Consider the following 16,668-nt stretch of genomic DNA (forward strand, 5'->3'; position numbering starts at 1 on the left):
GATGATAGGTCCGCGCGGGTCCGGGAACTGAGGACTCACCACGATCACCCCTCACCCTCGAGGAACCCGAGCACGAGCCCGTTGAACCGCTCCCATTGCTCCCACTGCGGCCAGTGACCCGCGTCCTCGATGAGCTCGAACCGGCCCTGCGGGATCTGCTCGGCCATGTGCAGGCCGGCGCCCGCCGGTCCGGACGGATCGTCGCTCGTCCACACCACAAGCGTAGGGGCGGAGATCCCCTGCAGCTCCTCGTCCGTGATGAGGTTGCGCGCACGGATCTCCGGGTCCTGAAGGCACAGGATGTGGCGCATCGAGTCGGCGAAGCCCGGCTGGGCGTAGATGCCCTGGCGGATGTCCACGAGCTCCTCGGTGACCGACTCCGGATGCGCCATGAGCCACTCGAGTCGCGACCGGACGCGTTCGCGGCTCGGATCGTCGACGGCGGCCTGGCTGAGCTCGCGGATGCGCGCCATGACCTCCGGCCTGGCCATCGTGCCGCCCGGGGTGTTGAGCACGAGGCGGCCCACCCGTTCGGGATGCGCGGCCGCGAACTTGACGGCGACCCATCCGCCGAGGGACTCGCCGTTGAGGTGGGCGCGGTCGACGCCGAAGGCGTCCATGAGGGCCGCGAGGTGCTCGACGTACTCGGGCAGCTCGAGGTCATGATCGGTGGGCGTCGTGTAGCCGTGTCCCGGGTAGTCGTAGGCGACGACCCGGTACCGGCGGGCGAAGTCGGCGATATTGCGCGAGTACGCCTCGAGGTGCCCGCCCGTGCCGGGGAGCAGGAAGACAGTCTCGGCGCCCTCCCCCGCGACGAGGCAGCGGGTGCGCCACCCGGCCGCGTCGACGTACTCGACGCGATGGGCGACGGCGCCCAGCTCGCCCCATGCTGTCGCCCGCGGGCGGGTCTGAACGTTGAGGTCTCCGATGACGGCGCTCACGATCGCGCCTCCTCTCCCAGGTAGATGTCGCGGAAGATCGACCAGTCGGCGACGTCGGCGACGCGTTCGTCGAGCGCGACGCGCCCGTGGTCGAGCACCGCGACGCGGTCGGCGATCGCGAGTGAGTTGTCGACGAGCTGCTCCACGAGCACGACGCACAGGCCCTCGTCGCGCAATCGCGAGATTTCGCCGAACACCTCCTGCACGATGGCGGGGGCGAGCCCCGCCGAGGGCTCGTCGAGCAGCAGCACACGCGGATCGAGCATGAGCGCCTGGGCGATCGCGAGCATCTGCTGCTGGCCGCCGGAGAGCAGGCCCGCCGCGAGGTCGCGCTTCTCGCCGAGGATCGGGAATCGCTCGTACGCCGCCTCGAGGCCCTGCGCGACGTAGCCGCGGCGTCGACGATGCACGTACCCGCCGATGCGCAGGTTCTCCTCGACGGTGCGGGCCCGGAAGACGCGCTTGCCCTCCTGCACGAGGGCGATGCCCGCCCGGGCTCGCGCGTACGCCTGCCCCGTGATCGCCCGACCGTCGTACTCGACGGTGCCCGTCGAGCCGATGAGCCCGACGACGGCCGACAGCAGCGTCGTCTTGCCGGCACCGTTGCGCCCGAGCACCGCGGTGATCTGGCCTGCGGGGCACTCGAGGCTCAGGTCGCGGATGACCTGGATCTGGCCGTACCCCGTCGACAGGCCGCGGATCGAGAGACCGCTCATCGCTCCTCCTCCCCGGCGCCGAGCGCCGTGCCCAGATAGACCTCGGTGACACGCGGATCGGAGCGCACGTGATCCGGGTCGCCCTCGGAGACGATGCGCCCGGTGTCGAGCACGTAGACGTGGTCGGAGACCGACATGACCATCTCGAAGTTGTGCTCGACGAGCACGATCGTGGCGCCGGATTCCCGCAGCGTGCGGATGAGGGCGGCGAGCTCGGCGACCTCGCCCTCGTCGAGCCCGGATGCCGGCTCGTCGAGGAGAACGAGCTTGGCGTCGGCGGCGAGCGCGCGCGCGACCTCGACGAGGCGGCGCGTGCCGAGCGGCAGGGAGCTCGCCTCGACGTCGGCGAGGTGCGCGATGTCGAGGAGCGCGAGCAGCTCGAGAGCCTGGGCGCGGTGCCGACGGCGCGTCCGCGCGAAGCCGGGGAGCCGCAGGATCGACGAGATGAGGGGGACACCGTGCGCGCTCTGCATCGCGATGGCGATCGTCTCGACGACCGTGAGGTCTTGCGGGATGATCGGCGTCTGGAAGGTGCGGGCGACCCCGCGGCGCGCGACCTGGTGCGGCTGGAGCGTCGTCAGGTCGTCTCCGTCGAGGCGGATCGCTCCCTCGTCGGGCCGGTAGAAGCCAGAGACGACGTTGAGGAGCGTCGTCTTGCCCGAGCCGTTCGGCCCGATGAGGCCCGTCACGGTGCCGGCGGCGAAGGTGACGCTCACATCCGCGAGTGCGGTGTTGCCTCCGAACCTCTTCACGAGGCCCGTCACCTCGAGCTTCTCCCCGCGCAGCCGCGAGATGAGCTCGTCGGAGGCGACGGCCGCCTGCGCGTCCGGGAGAACCTCGTCGCGGACGAGGTGGCGACGCACGAGCTTCCGCGCGAGACCCGCGATGCCGCCCGAGAAGAAGAGCGCACCGCCCAGCAGGATGAGGCCGAAGATGATGAGCGAGTACTGCTGGAGCCCGGTGGCCCTGAGCGGCCCGATCACCATGATCGCCGCGCCCACGACCGCGCCGTAGATGCTCGCGCTGCCGCCGATGATGGTGGCCGCGAGGATCACGATGGCCATCGTCAGGCCGAACGAGGTCGGGGAGATGTAGCCGTCCTGGTAGGCGAAGAGGGCACCCGCGACGCCGGCGGGCGCCGCGCCGATGAGGTAGGCGGTGAGCTTGAGCCTCGTGACCGAGAACCCGAGGGAGCGCGCGAGCACGGGGCTCGTGTGCATGACGCGCAGCGCCTGGCCGTGCGGCGACACGATGAAGTTGCGGATCACCGCGAAGAACACGATCGTCACGATCACGACGAGCGTGTAGTAGCCGCTCGTGCTGAGCTTCGCGCCGAACAGCACGGGGAGCGGGATTCCGGTGAGGCCGGAGGGGCCGCCCGTGTGCTCCGTGAGGAGCGTGACCACATCCGGCACGAGCAGCACGAGGAAGAACGTCACCATCGCCATCGACCACGACCCGAGTCGCAGACCGGGGATGCCGGTCAGGAAGCCAACGACGGCGGCCGCGACGAGCGCCACGAGCACGGTGATCGAGAGGTCGAAGCCCTGGATGGCGAGATAGCCCGCGAGGTATGCGCCCACGGCATAGAACGCGGCCTGCCCGAGGGCGAGTTCGCCGCTGTAGCCGAAGGTGACGTTGAGACCCACGACGAGCAGCGCGAGGAGGCAGATCGACACGATGATCCGCAGCACCGCGGGAGCCGCGCCCATGTAGGGCAGGGCGAGAACGATCGCGGCGAGCGCGAGCGGGATGATCCAGAGGGGCGCCGTGAGGTAGCGCCGGAGGCTCATGCGCATCAGACGACCCTCTCCTGTGCCTTGCCGCGGGAGAACAGCCCGTGCGGCAGGACGACGAGCACGATGAGCAGCAGCACGAAGACCGTGATGTTCTGCCAATCGCTTCCGAGGTAGCGCGCCGCGAACATCTCGAGGATGCCGACGACGCCGGCCGCGACGAGGGCGCCGAGCATGCTGCCGAACCCTCCGAGGGCGAGCACGAGGAAGGCCTTGACGGCGAGTCCCTCGCCGAGGTGGTACGTCGCGTAGGTCTTCGTGGCCACGAGCGGCGCGACCGCGCCGACGAGGGCGCCGGCGAGCGCGAACGCGCCCGTCGCGAGGCCCCGGACGTTGACGCCGCGCAGCATCGCAGCATCCCGATCCTCCGAGGTGGCGAGCGCCGTGAGACCGATCGAGGTCTTGGTGCTCAGCAGCCACATCCCGACGCCCACGACGATCGCCGTCGCGACGAGCGCGAGCTCTCCGACGGTCACGCGACCTCCGAGCACGTCGAGCACGCCGAACTCCTTGAGGTACGGCATCGAGCGGGGCTCCGAGCCCCAGAGCACGAGAGCGATCCCCGAGAGGATCACACCGATGCCGAGCGTCGTGACGAGCTCGTTGTGGGATCCCTTGCGGGCGAGCGGGCGCACCGCGATGAACTCCTCGATCGCGCCGATGAGAGCGCCGGCGACCGCGCACACGACGATCGCAACGCCGAGCGGCAGCTCGAACCGGGACGCGGCCTCGACGGCGATGAAGGTGCCGACCATGAGGATGTAGGCCTGCGCGAAGTTGAAGACGCGTGTGCCGATGAAGACGATGTTGTACGCGATCGCGACGAACGCGTACACGGCGCCGATCGAGAGACCGGCCCAGAGGGTTGTGACCATGTGAGGGCTTCCGGGTTGCGACGGATCGGATGGGCCGCCGCCGGCCGCGTCGTGCGGCCGGCGGCGGTCACGATCACTCGATGGACTGGATGGTTCCCTCGACCACGGGACCGGGGCGCACGACGATGTAGGCGTCGGTGCCGAGGTTCCGGAAGTGGTTCTCACCCGTGTAGCTCTTGTACTCGGGGAAGGTGAGGTAGGGCGACTCGCCGTCGAGGGCCTCGAGGTTCTCGAGCGCCTCGGCGACCGCCGCGGCATCCTTGGAGCCCGCCTGCTCGACGCCCTGCTTCACGACGTGCACCGCGTCCCACTGGTGCGTGTAGAGCTGCATGAGCTGGTCGAACGAGCTGCCGCGCTTCTCGAGCTCGGCGGTCAGGTAGTCGAACGCGGCCGTGCCCGTCACCGTGCGCTCGGCCGTGTTGATGGCGAAGACGCGGAGGTACAGGTTGTTCCAGTCGGCCTCGCTCGAGATGAGCGCGAGGTTGTTGCCGTTGCCGAGGCCGCCGTCGCCGTAGGTCGGGATGTCCCATCCCAGCTTCGTGCGGCTCTCGAGCGCGTATCCCGAGGCGCTCCCGTAGCCCTGGATGATGAGGGCATCCGGGTCGCCCGACTGAAGGCGCTGCAGTTGCGCGGTCATGTCGAGGTCGGCCGGCGCGTAGGCCTCCTGCACGAGCTCGAAGCCCTTGCCGGGCAGCTCCTCGGCGAACGCCTCGGCGATGCTCTGACCGAGCGCGTCGTTGGCGCCGAGGTAGGCGATCTTCTTGTACCCCTCGTCTGCGAAGAGCTCCGCGGCCGCCTGCGGGTCGAGCGCGACGACGGGGTTGGTGCCGAAGGCATAGGGGTACGTGGCGGGGTCGTTGATCGCGTTAGCGTAGGTGTTACCGATCGAGAGGATCTCGTTGCGTGTCAGGAGCGGCAGCATGGCGAGGGTGACGGCGCTCGAGACGCCGTGGACGACGAGGTCGGGAGCCTCCTTGTCGATCTGCTCCTGCAGCAGCGTGACGGCCTTGGTCGGGTCGAGTTGATCGTCGGCGACGATGAGCTCGATCTGCTCGCCGGCGATGCCGCCGTTCGCGTTGATCGAGTCGACCGCGATCTCGAGGCCCTCCTGCTGCGCCTTGGACGACCCCGCGAGCGCGCCCGTCAGCGAGAGGCTCGCGTAGATGGTGTAGGTGCCGCCGGACCCTTCGCCACCGGTTCCGCCGGTGCCGCCGTCGTCAGCCGCGCAGCCCGTCAGCACGAGGGCTGCCGCTGTGGTGAGGGCCACCGCGGGCCCCAGAATCTTCGAAACCACGTTGTTCCTTCCGATCGGATTCGCGCTTCGTCGCGCCGGTTCCCCCTTGGTGCGGGGTGCCGATCCCTCACGTCCGCGTGAGGGGGCTCGGCCTTGACAGCATGACCCACCCTCACCACACTCGTCAATATGTGAACGCGGATGTTCGCAAAATGACCACATTCGCAAGATGACCGCAGGACGCAAAGGAGCTCCGATGTCAGAACCCGGCCTTCCCGATTTCGACGAGACGTTCGACGTGCTCGTCGTGGGCACTGGAGCAGGGGGTCTGAGCGCCGCCGCCATCGCGGCGGAGGGCGGCGCATCCGTCGTCGTGCTCGAGAAGGCTGCGCGGATCGGCGGCACGACCCGGAAGTCGGCGGCCGCTCTCTGGATCCCGGGCAACCGGTTCATGCGCGAGGCCGGGATCGACGACCGTGCCGAGGACGTCATCCGCTTCCTCGCGCGCATCGGACGCCCCGCGCTGTACGACCCTGAGGCGCCGCGGTTCGGGCTCCCGGAGTGGGAGTACGACATGCTCCACGCGTTCTGCGAGAATGCCGCGACCGCGCAGGATGAGCTCGAGCGCGTCGGCGCCATGTGGCTCGCGCCGTCGCCGTTCGGCATCTCCGACTACCAGGGCCATCGGCCCGAGAACGTCCACCCGGTCGGCCGCACGCTGTACGAGGCCAAGACCCTCGGCGCGGCCGACGGCGGGCAGGTGCTCGTCGACCGCCTCGCTGCGGGCGCCGAGAAGCACGGGGCCGTCATTCGCCTCGAGCACGAGGTCGCGGATGTCGTGCTCGACGAGGACGGCGCGGTGATCGGCCTCGAGGTGCGCACGCCCGCAGGCGACGTGCGCCTCGGCGCGCGCGCGGGCGTGATCTTCGCGAGCGGCGGGTTCACCCACAACCCCGAATACCGCGTGCAGTTCCTCAACGGCCCGTTCATGGGCGGCTGCGCGGCCCCCACCAACACCGGCGACTTCCTCCGCATCGGCATGCAGCTCGGCGTGGAGCTCGGTGACCTCTCGGAAGCCTGGACCGTCGCGATCAACACCGAGCGCATGGAGCGCGAGCCCGACACGTTCATGTCGAGCTTCTACGTGCTCGGCGACGGGATGATCGAGGTCAACCGCGCCGGCCGTCGCGTCGTCAACGAGAAGGCGCCGTACAACGAGCACGGTCGGGTCATGTCGAACTGGGACCCCGTCGAGCTGCGCTACCCGAACATGCCGCTCATCGCGATCTGGGACCAGCAGGTCGCCGACCGCTGGGGCATCGACCGCTTCGGGAACCCCGTGCCGGCCCCCGGAGCCGACCCCTACTGGGTCGTCTCGGGCGACAGCCTCGAGGAGCTCGCCGAGGCCATCGACGCCAAGCTCTCCGAGCTCGGCCCCCGCACGGGCAACGCTCGACTCGACGCCGATTTCGTCGAGAACCTGCGGGCGACGATCGAGCGCTACGGCGAGCTCGCCGACGCCGGGTCCGACACCGACTTCGGCCGCGGCGACACGCCGTTCGAACGCTACGTCTCGAGCCGCTTCGGCGACGGCGACGGCCCCAACCCGCTCATGCGGCGCCTCGACACGAGCGGCCGTCTCTACGCATCCGTCCTCGCGCTCGGCACCCTCGACACCAAGGGCGGGCCGCGCACGACGCCGCACCGCGAGGTGCTGCGCCCCGACGGCTCGACCATCCCCGGCCTCTACGCGGTCGGCAACTGCGCCGCGTCGGCGACGGGTCAGGGCTACCCCGGGGCGGGCGCGACCCTCGGGCCGATCGTGACCGAGGGGTACCTGGCGGCGAAGCGCGTCCTCTCGCGCATCTGACCCTCCCCGGGTCGGGGGTACCGGTGCAGGATGGTCCCATGACCTCGCGAGCCGGTACCCCCGCCCAGCCGTCCGACCTCATCGACGTGCACGAGCTCGTCGATGCGTACTACCAGCGCACCCCCGACATGTCGGATGCGGCGCAGCGGGTCGTGTTCGGCACGAGCGGGCACCGCGGATCGAGCCTCGACGGCGCCTTCACCGAGACGCACATCGCCGCGATCACGCAGGCGATCGTCGAGTACCGCGCCTCGCAGGGCATCACGGGCCCCCTCTTCGTCGGGGCGGACACGCACGGCCTCTCCGCCCCCGCCCAGACGACGGCGCTCGGCGTGCTCGAGGCGAACGGGGTGCACGCCCTCGCCGACGAGTTCGACGACTTCGTGCCGACGCCCGCGCTCAGCCGCGCCATCATCCGGTACAACGCCGAGCACGAGGGCGGCCCGCAGGCCGACGGCATCGTCATCACGCCGAGCCACAACCCGCCGCGCGACGGCGGCTTCAAGTACAACCCGCCGCACGGCGGCCCGGCCGACTCGGATGCGACGGGCTGGATCGCGAACCGCGCCAACGAGATCATCGAGGGCGGCAACCGCGAGGTGCGCTTCGCGGAGCCGTCGGCGGTCGACACCTACGACTTCCGCGGGGCGTACGTCGACGACCTCGCGAACGTGCTCGACATGGAGGCCATCGCATCCTCGGGCCTCAAGCTCGGCGCCGACCCGCTCGGCGGCGCGAGCGTCGGCTACTGGGCGCTCATCGCGGAGCGCTACGGGCTCGACCTCGAGGTCGTGAACCCGGCCGTCGACCCGACGTGGTCGTTCATGACGCTCGACTGGGACGAGAAGATCCGCATGGACCCGTCGTCGCCCTCGGCGATGGCGTCGGTCGTGGCGCGCGCGGCCGACTTCGCGATCCTCACGGGCAACGACGCCGATGCCGACCGGCACGGCATCGTGACGCCCGACGGCGGGCTCATGAACCCCAACCACTACCTCGCGGTCGCGATCCAGTACCTCTACACCCACCGCCCCGGCTGGCGCCCGGATGCCGCCATCGGCAAGACGCTCGTCTCGAGCTCGATGATCGACCGCGTCGCGGCGTCGCTCGGCCGGCGGCTGTGGGAGGTGCCGGTCGGGTTCAAGTGGTTCGTGCCGGGGCTCGTCGACGGCTCGGTCGGCTTCGGCGGCGAGGAGTCGGCGGGCGCGAGCTTCCTGACCCTCGACGGGAAGGCGTGGACGACCGACAAGGACGGCATCATCCTCGCGCTCCTCGCGGCCGAGATCCGCGCCGTCACGGGCAAGAGCCCGAGCGAGCTCTACCGCGAGCTCACGGAGCAGTTCGGCGACCCGGCGTACGCGCGCGTCGACGCCGCCGCGACGCCCGAGCAGAAGGCGCGCCTCGGCAAGCTCTCGGGCGACGACATCACGGCGACGGAGCTCGCGGGCGACCCCATCACGGCGAGGCTCTCGCACGCTCCGGGCAACGGCGCGGCGATCGGCGGCGTGAAGGTGGAGAGCGAGCACGCGTGGTTCGCGGCGCGCCCCTCGGGCACCGAGAACGTCTACAAGATCTACGCCGAGTCGTTCCGCGGGCCCGAGCATCTGGCCCTCGTGCAGGCGGAGGCGAAGCGCATCGTGGATGCCGCCCTCGCCTGAGCTCGGCGGCGGCGGCGGCGAGGAGCCTTGACCTCGGCCACCGAGGTGTGGGTGAATAGCGGCTAATAGCGAACAACGATGTTCGCTATGTGAGCGAATCGCGGAGGAGCCCATGGCCGGACCCGAGTGGGATGTCGTCGTCGTCGGAAGCGGGGCCGCCGGTCTCTGCGCAGCGCTCGAAGCGCACGATGCAGGAGCCCGCGTGCTCGTGCTCGAGTCACAGGAGGAGCCCGGCGGGTCGTCGCGCATCTCGGGCGGCATGATGCTGGCCGCGGGCACCCCGCTGCAGCGCCGCCACGGCATCGACGACACGGCCGACGCGTTCTACCACGACTACCTCATGCACACGCAGTGGAAGGTGCTGCCGGGAGCCGCCCGCCGCATCGCCGACGAGTCGGCATCCTCGATCGCGTGGCTCGAGAGCATGGGCGTCGAGTTCTACGACTTCCTCTCCGACGCGGGCTACGACGGCGTGCCGCGCACGCACTCGGCCGTCGGCCGCGGCGCCGGTGTCATCGAGCCGCTTCTCGAGCGCGTCGCCGAGCGGGGCATCGAGATCCGCTGCGGACGCCGGGTCACATCCCTCGCCTCCGACGGCGAGCGCGTCGTCGGCGTCGAGACCCCGGAGGAGACGGTGCGCGCACGGCAGGTCGTGCTCGCCACCGGCGGGTTCGGCGCCAACCCCGACCTCGTGCGCGAGCTCATCCCGGCGACCCGCAAGGCGGGCGACTGGCTCTGGTACATCGGAGCCGAGGGGGCGCAGGGCGACGCCCTCGAGCTCGTCGAGCGGATCGGGGTGCCGATCATCGGACACGGTCGGGGCGTCGTGATGACGACCCCGGGCTTCACGACGGCGGCCTTCGAGGGCTACCTGCCCGGCTGGATGGTGCTCGTCAACTCGCGAGGGCTGCGGTTCTGCGACGAGTCGCTTCCCTACGGCCTCATGGACGGGCTCGTGCGCGAGCAGGGCGACGAGGCGTGGGTCGTCTTCGACGACGCCGCGAAGACCGCGGCCGTGCCAGGCGGGCCCGCCGCCTACCGCCTGCAGATCCCGTCGCTTCCCGGCCGGCCGAGCCCCAACTGGGACAGCGACATCATCGACGCGCAGGTGGCCGCCGGACGGGTCGCGCGGGCCGACACCCTCGAGGAGCTCGCGCGCGCGGTCGGCCTCCCCGCCGACACCCTCGCCGGGTCCGTGGCCCGCTACAACGCCCTCGTGAGCTCGGGCGACGACGCGGACTTCGGCAAGCGGACGGAGTTCCTGCGGCCGATCCAGACGGGACCGTTCTACGCGGCCCACATGCGGCTCGCCACCGTGTGCCTCACCTCCGTCGGTCCGGCCGTCGACCGGGATGCGCGAGTGCTCGGCGCGAGCGGCCCGGTGGAGGGCCTGCTCGCGGCCGGCGAGTGCACGGGCGGCACGCTCGGCGACCGCTATGTCGGCACCGGCAACTCCTGGATCAACTGCGTCGTCTACGGTCGCGTCGCGGGCCGGACGGCGGCCGCGGCGACCGTCGGCTGACCTCTCCGGGCGGGCGTGCAGGACAACCCCGCACGCCCGTTTTCGGGGGTCGACAGGCCTGTCGCCCGATGCCCCGTGGGAGCGCTCCCTTCGGCCGCCGCGCTCGCTGACATCCGCTCCTGACCAGGGATTTCGCGTCGTTGCCGATTCGTTGCCATTTTCCGTGTTGACACGCGTTCCGAGGCCTGCGTATCGTTGCGTCCGATTTCGTGAGAGCGCTCCCACAGCGCTTCGTGAGAGCGCTCCCACCGAGATCGTCCCCATCCACGCACACAAAGGAGTGACCGTGAAGCTCTCACGACGCACCGCCACTGTCGCTGCGATCGCCGGTACCGCCTCCCTCGCCCTGGTTCTCTCCGGGTGCTCGACGGACGGCGGCAACGGCGGCAACGGCGACGAGAAGATCACGCTGACCATCACGACGTTCGGCACCATGGGCATCGACGTCAACTACGAGAAGTACATGGAGGAGAACCCGAACATCGTCATCGAGGCGACCAACCTCGAGAACGGTGGCGCGGCGCGCGACGACGCTTACGCAAAGATCGCGGCCGGCACGGGCCTCAGCGACGTCGTCGCGATCGAGGAGGGCTGGCTCTCCACGATCGCCGAGGTGTCGACCGCGTTCGTCGACCTCCGCGACTACGGCATCGAGGACAACAAGAGCGACTGGCTCGACTGGAAGTACGCCCAGGGCACGGATGCCGACGGCCGCGTGTTCGGCGCCGGCCTCGACATCGGCCCGCAGGGCCTCTGCTTCCGCGGCGACCTCTTCGAGGCGGCTGGCCTGCCGGGCGACCGCGAGGGCTTCGCCGAGGCCATCGGCGGCGAGGACGCCACGTGGGAGTCGTTCTTCGAGTTCGGCCAGCAGTACACGGCCGCGAGCGGCAAGCCGTTCTACCACAACCCCTCATTCTTCTGGAACTCGTTCGTGAACCAGCAGGAGGAGGGCTACTACAAGAAGGACGGCGAGACCCTCAACATCAAGGACAACGCCGCCCTCAAGGGCCAGATGGACCTCATCGTCGCGAACGCCAACATCGGCGCCGGCCTCCCCGGCTGGGGGGTCGCCGACCAGGCCAAGAACGACGAGTTCGCGGTCTACGTCTGCCCGTCGTGGATGCTCGGTGTCGTGAGCGGCTACTACGACGCCGGCACGACCGGCACCGGCTGGGACTTCGCCGACGTCCTCCCGGGCGGTGCGGCCAACTGGGGTGGCGCCTTCCTCGGCGTCTCCGAGTCGTCCGAGCACAAGGAGGAGGCCGCCAAGCTCGCGCTGTGGCTCGCCGCCCCCGAGCAGCAGGCCGCTGCGTTCGAGGCCGCCGGTCCGTTCCCGAGCACGCTCGCGGGCCAGGACCTCGTGAAGGACTCGGTCTCCGAGTTCTTCAACGACGCCCCCGTCGGTGAGATCTTCTCGAACCGCGCCCAGGGCGTCATCGCCCAGGTCAAGGGCCCGGAGGACTCGAACATCCAGGACAACGTGTTCGGTCCGGTCTTCGACAAGGTCGGCCAGGGCGAGATCACCACGGGTGACGCCGCTTGGGCCGCCGCCATGGAGCTCCTCGACCAGCTCGTCAAGCAGTAACACCTCGAGCGGTCCCCGGCGCCTCCGCCGGGGACCGCTCACCCCCTTCGTCACCGCACCACCCGGATCAGATAGGCACCACGATGAGCGCAGTCACGGCAGGTCGGCGGACCGGCACCCAGTTGACGTTCCGCCAGAAGCTCTCGAACTTCGACTACAAGTTCTCGCCGTACCTGTACGTCGCACCGTTCTTCATCCTGTTCGCGCTCCTCGGCGCCTTCCCGATCATCTACACCGTCAACGTCTCGCTGTACGACTGGGACCTGCTCAAGGGCCAGGGCGACTTCATCGGCTTCGAGAACTACCTGACGACCCTGCAGGACCCGTTCTTCTGGAACGCCTTCGGCAACACCATCAGCATCTTCCTGCTCTCCGCGGTGCCGCAGCTCGTCATGGCGACGATCATCGCCGCCGTGCTCGACCAGGCCATCCGCGCCAGCACCTTCTGGCGGATGAGCGTGCTGCTGCCCTACATCGCCGCCCCCGTCGCGGTGGCGGTCATCTTCACCCAGGTCTTCAACCAGTTCGGCGGACCCATCACGGGCCTCACCGAGCTCATGGGGCTCGAGCCGATCCGCTGGGGCTACGACCCCTTCCCCGCGCACATCGCGATCGCGACGATGGTCAACTGGCGCTGGACGGGCTACAACGCGCTCATCCTGCTCGCCGCGATGCAGGCCATCCCGCGTGACATGTACGAGTCGGCCGCGCTCGACGGCGCCGGCCGCATCCGCCGCTTCTGGTCGATCACGATCCCGATGATCCGCCCCACGATGATCTTCGTCATCATCACCGCCACGATCGGCGGCCTGCAGATCTTCACCGAGCCCAAGCTCTTCGACGGCCAGTCGAACGGCGGCGCGAACCGCCAGTTCCAGACGATCGTGCTCTACCTCTACGAGATGGCGTTCCCGCGCCGCGACTTCGGCCGCGCCGCCGCGACCGCCTGGATCCTCTTCCTCATCATCGTCCTCATCGGTCTGATCAACTACGCCATCTCGCGCACGATCGCCTCCCAGGACATCTCGCGCGTGCGCACCCCCAAGCGCGCCGCGCTCACCGCGAACGGAGTCCGCCGATGACCTCGACCATCACCCGCCCCCCGGTCGCGCCGACCCGTCCCCTCGGCCGCGAGGAGCGCCGCCGCAAGGCGCGCTTCTACGACCGACCCGGCTGGCTGAGCTACGCGCTGCTCGTCGTCTTCTTCATCGCGGCCGTCTTCCCGCTGTGGTGGTCGTTCGTCATGGCGAGCCGCCAGGCGTCCGACATCAACGCCGTGCCGCCCGTCGTGATCCCCGGGCCGAACTTCATCGAGAACGTGCTGAAGGCGTTCGCGACGGTCGACTTCGCGAAGGCGCTGCTCAACAGCCTCATCATCTCGGGCGCGATCGCGGTCGCCGTCGTCTTCTTCTCGACGCTCGCCGGCTTCGCGTTCGCCAAGCTCAAGTTCCGCGGCCGCAACCCGCTCATGGTGACCGTCATCGCGACGATGGCGATCCCGACCCAGCTCGGCATCATCCCGCTCTTCATGCTCGTGTCGGAGCTCAAGCTCGCGAACTCGCTGTGGGCCGTCATCATCCCCGGCCTCGTGTCGGCGTTCGGCGTGTTCTTCATGCGCCAGTACCTCGTCGACACGATCCCCGACGAGCTCATCGAGGCCGCCCGCATGGACGGCGCCTCGATGTGGGGCACCTTCTGGCACGTGGCCATCCCGGCGGCGCGACCCGCGATGGCGGTGCTCGGCCTCTTCATGTTCATGGCCGCCTGGACCGACTTCCTGTGGCCGCTGCTCGTGCTCGGGCCGAAGAACCCCTCGGTGCAGACGGCGCTCGCCGCCCTCAACGCCTCGGGCGGCCACACACCCGACTACTCGATGGTGCTCGCGGGTGCGATCATCTCGATCGTCCCGCTGCTCATCCTGTTCCTCTTCGCGGGCAAGCAGCTCATCGCGGGCATCATGTCCGGGGCGGTGAAGGGCTGATGGCGCTGGAGCTCCCCGACGGGTTCGAGTGGCCCGTCGGGTTCATCTGGGGCGCCGCCACCGCCGCCGCGCAGGTCGAGGGCGCCGCCCACGAGGACGGCAAGCTCGACTCGATCTGGGACCACTTCGCCCGCACGCCCGGCAACATCGCGGGCGGCGACGACCTCGAGGTGTCGGTCGACCACTACCACCGGATGCCGCAGGACGTGCAGCTCATGAAGAGCCTCGGCCTCGACAGCTACCGCTTCTCGGTGAGCTGGGCGCGCGTCAAGCCGGCCGATGGACCCGTCAACCCGAAGGGCCTCGACTTCTACAGCCGCCTCGTCGACGAGCTGCTCGACAACGGCATCCTGCCCTGGCTCACGCTCTACCACTGGGACCTCCCTCAGGCGGTCGAGGAGACCGGCGGCTGGGCGAACCGCGACACCTCGCAGCGCTTCCTCGACTACGCGATCGCGGTGCACGACGCCCTCGGCGACCGCGTGGACCACTGGACGACGTTCAACGAGCCGCTGTGCTCGTCGCTCATCGCCTACGCGGGCGGCGAGCACGCCCCCGGACGCCAGGAGCCGCGCGCGGGCCTCGCCGCACTGCACCATCAGCACCTCGCGCACGGCCTCGCCGTGCAGGAGCTGCGCGCCCGGGGCGCCGAGAAGCTCGGCATCACGCTCAACCTCACGAACGCCATCCCGAACGACCCGAGCGATCCCGTCGACATCGATGCGGCGCGACGCCTCGACGCGCTGTGGAACCGCGCCTACCTCGAGCCGATCCTCCTCGGCGCGTACCCGGAGGACTTCCTCGAGGACGTGCGCGCGCACCGCTTCGACGAGCTCGTGCGCGACGGCGACCTCGAGACGATCCACCAGGAGATCGACTTCCTCGGGGTGAACCACTACCACGACGACAACGTCTCCGGGCATCCGCTCCCCGCGGACCACCCGAAGGGGCTCTCGCCGACCACGAAGAAGACCTCGTCGTGGTTCGTCGGCTCCGAGTTCCTCACGAGCCCCACTCGCGGTCTCCCCCGCACCGCGATGGGTTGGGAGATCAACCCGGATGGTCTCCGTCACCTGCTGGTGCGCCTGGGGCGGGAGTACCCCGCACTCCCGCCCCTCTACATCACCGAGAACGGCTCCGCGTGGGACGACGTCGTCGACCCCGACGGCCACGTGCACGACGCGCAGCGCGTCGACTTCCTCGAGCGCCACCTCGAGGCCGTCGCGCAGGCGATCGACGAGGGGGCGGATGTGCGCGGCTACTTCGCGTGGTCGCTCATGGACAACTTCGAGTGGGCCTGGGGCTACGACAAGCGGTTCGGCATCGTCTACGTCGACTACGTCACGCAGGAGCGCATCGTGAAGGACTCCGGCCACGCGTTCGCCGCGGCGGCCGCCTCCGCGCGTACGCTCGCCTCATAGGATGTACGGGCCGATGTCGGCCAGGAGGACACCCCGATGACCCCGGAATCGCCAGGTAGCGCTCCCACGCTCGAGCAGGTCGCCAAGGCGGCGGGCGTCTCCCGGTCGACGGTGTCGCGCGTCATCAACGACTCGCCGAAGGTGACCCCCGAGGCGCTCGCGGCGGTCAAGAAGGCGATCGACGAGCTCGGCTACGTGCCGAACCGCGCCGCGCGCATCCTCGCGAGCCGTCGCACGCAGTCGATCGCCCTCGTGATCCCCGAGAACACCGCGCGGTTCTTCGCCGACCCGTACTTCGCGACGGTCGTGCAGGGCATCGCGATGTACCTCTCCGACACCGACTACACGCTGAGCCTCGTGATCGCCGCCGAGAAGGACGGCGAGAAGACGCGCCGCTACCTGCAGGCCGGCAACGTCGACGGGGCGCTCATCCTGTCGCACCACTCCGACGACCGCTCCTACACCGAGCTCGCGCGGTCGATCCCCGTCGTGTTCGGCGGGCGGCCCATGAGCCAGGAGGGGTCGAGGGCGTACTACATCGACGTCGACAACGTCGAGGCGGCCCGCAACGTCACGCGCAAGCTCATCGAGAAGGGCCGTCGTCGCATCGCGACGATCGCGGGCCCCGCCGACATGTCCGCCGGACTCGACCGCCTCGAGGGCTGGACGCAGGCGCTCGACGCCGCCGGCATCCCGACCGACCTCGTGGAGCACGGCGACTTCAGCCCGGCCGGCGGTGAGGCCGCCATGCGGCGCCTCCTCGCGCGTGACGAGAGCATCGACGGCGTCTTCGCGGCGAGCTCGCTCATGGCGCAGGGCGCCCTCAACGTGCTGCGCAGCCACGGCAAGGCCGTGCCGCACGACCTCGGGCTCGTGACCTTCGACAACGACTACGCCGCGCAGTCGTCGAGCCCACCGCTCACGACCGTCGAGCAGCCGACCGTCGAGCAGGGCCGCCGCATGGTCGACGTGCTGCTGCACCTCATCGACGGCGGCACCGTGTCGCAGATCACCATGATGCCGACGCGCATCATCGAGCGCGGGAGCGAATGAGCGGCTAGCGTCGGGG

Annotated in this window: 13 protein-coding genes; 8 read left to right on the forward strand and 5 right to left on the reverse strand. The window is 69.9% G+C overall.

Translation table 11 applies throughout. The annotated features are described in order from the left end of the window. Positions 1 to 44 precede the first annotated feature (44 nt). From H4J02_RS13245 to H4J02_RS13265, 5 genes are all read right to left on the reverse strand, one after another. A complete protein-coding gene (locus H4J02_RS13245) occupies positions 45 to 941 on the reverse strand; it encodes an alpha/beta fold hydrolase (protein ID WP_222942191.1) in 897 nt (298 codons plus the stop codon). Further along, a complete protein-coding gene (locus H4J02_RS13250) occupies positions 938 to 1,657 on the reverse strand; it encodes an ABC transporter ATP-binding protein (protein ID WP_187675004.1) in 720 nt (239 codons plus the stop codon). Before H4J02_RS13250 ends, H4J02_RS13245 begins: the two co-directional genes overlap by 4 nt. After that, entirely contained in the window at positions 1,654 to 3,456 is a 1,803-nt protein-coding gene (locus tag H4J02_RS13255) for an ABC transporter permease subunit (RefSeq protein WP_187675005.1), read from the reverse strand. The genes H4J02_RS13250 and H4J02_RS13255 overlap by 4 nt, the downstream gene beginning before the upstream one ends. Then, positions 3,456 to 4,328, reverse strand: coding sequence for a branched-chain amino acid ABC transporter permease (locus H4J02_RS13260; protein ID WP_187675006.1), 873 nt, complete (start codon positions 4,326 to 4,328; stop codon positions 3,456 to 3,458). Before H4J02_RS13260 ends, H4J02_RS13255 begins: the two co-directional genes overlap by 1 nt. Before the next feature lie 73 nt (positions 4,329 to 4,401). After that, the gene (locus H4J02_RS13265; protein WP_187675007.1) at positions 4,402 to 5,622 is read right to left on the reverse strand and encodes an ABC transporter substrate-binding protein; all 1,221 of its coding nucleotides are present in this window, start codon (positions 5,620 to 5,622) and stop codon (positions 4,402 to 4,404) included. Between the two features lie 196 nt (positions 5,623 to 5,818). On the opposite strand from H4J02_RS13265, the gene H4J02_RS13270 reads away from it, so the two are divergent. The 8 genes from H4J02_RS13270 to H4J02_RS13305 all read left to right on the forward strand — a co-directional run bounded on the left by H4J02_RS13270 (position 5,819) and on the right by H4J02_RS13305 (position 16,652). After that, on the forward strand, positions 5,819 to 7,432 hold the full coding sequence (locus tag H4J02_RS13270; RefSeq protein ID WP_187675008.1) for an FAD-dependent oxidoreductase: 1,614 nt from the start codon (positions 5,819 to 5,821) through the stop codon (positions 7,430 to 7,432). A gap of 38 nt (positions 7,433 to 7,470) precedes the next feature. Beyond that, positions 7,471 to 9,090, forward strand: coding sequence for a phosphoglucomutase (alpha-D-glucose-1,6-bisphosphate-dependent) (gene pgm, locus H4J02_RS13275; RefSeq protein WP_187675009.1), 1,620 nt, complete (start codon positions 7,471 to 7,473; stop codon positions 9,088 to 9,090). 112 nt (positions 9,091 to 9,202) lie between these two features. Then, positions 9,203 to 10,612, forward strand: a complete 1,410-nt coding sequence (locus H4J02_RS13280; protein ID WP_187675010.1) for an FAD-dependent oxidoreductase — start codon at positions 9,203 to 9,205, stop codon at positions 10,610 to 10,612. 286 nt (positions 10,613 to 10,898) lie between these two features. Continuing rightward, a complete protein-coding gene (locus H4J02_RS13285) occupies positions 10,899 to 12,197 on the forward strand; it encodes an ABC transporter substrate-binding protein (protein WP_262406130.1) in 1,299 nt (432 codons plus the stop codon). A gap of 83 nt (positions 12,198 to 12,280) precedes the next feature. After that, positions 12,281 to 13,279, forward strand: coding sequence for a carbohydrate ABC transporter permease (locus H4J02_RS13290; protein WP_187675012.1), 999 nt, complete (start codon positions 12,281 to 12,283; stop codon positions 13,277 to 13,279). Next, the gene (locus H4J02_RS13295) at positions 13,276 to 14,178 is read left to right on the forward strand and encodes a carbohydrate ABC transporter permease (RefSeq protein WP_187675013.1); all 903 of its coding nucleotides are present in this window, start codon (positions 13,276 to 13,278) and stop codon (positions 14,176 to 14,178) included. The genes H4J02_RS13290 and H4J02_RS13295 overlap by 4 nt, the downstream gene beginning before the upstream one ends. Then, entirely contained in the window at positions 14,178 to 15,599 is a 1,422-nt protein-coding gene (locus tag H4J02_RS13300; protein WP_187675014.1) for a GH1 family beta-glucosidase, read from the forward strand. Before H4J02_RS13295 ends, H4J02_RS13300 begins: the two co-directional genes overlap by 1 nt. Before the next feature lie 36 nt (positions 15,600 to 15,635). Beyond that, on the forward strand, positions 15,636 to 16,652 hold the full coding sequence (locus H4J02_RS13305; RefSeq protein ID WP_187675015.1) for a LacI family DNA-binding transcriptional regulator: 1,017 nt from the start codon (positions 15,636 to 15,638) through the stop codon (positions 16,650 to 16,652). The last annotated feature ends 16 nt before the right edge of the window (positions 16,653 to 16,668 follow it).

This window comes from Protaetiibacter sp. SSC-01 (assembly GCF_014483895.1).
Classification (GTDB): Bacteria; Actinomycetota; Actinomycetes; order Actinomycetales; family Microbacteriaceae; genus Homoserinibacter.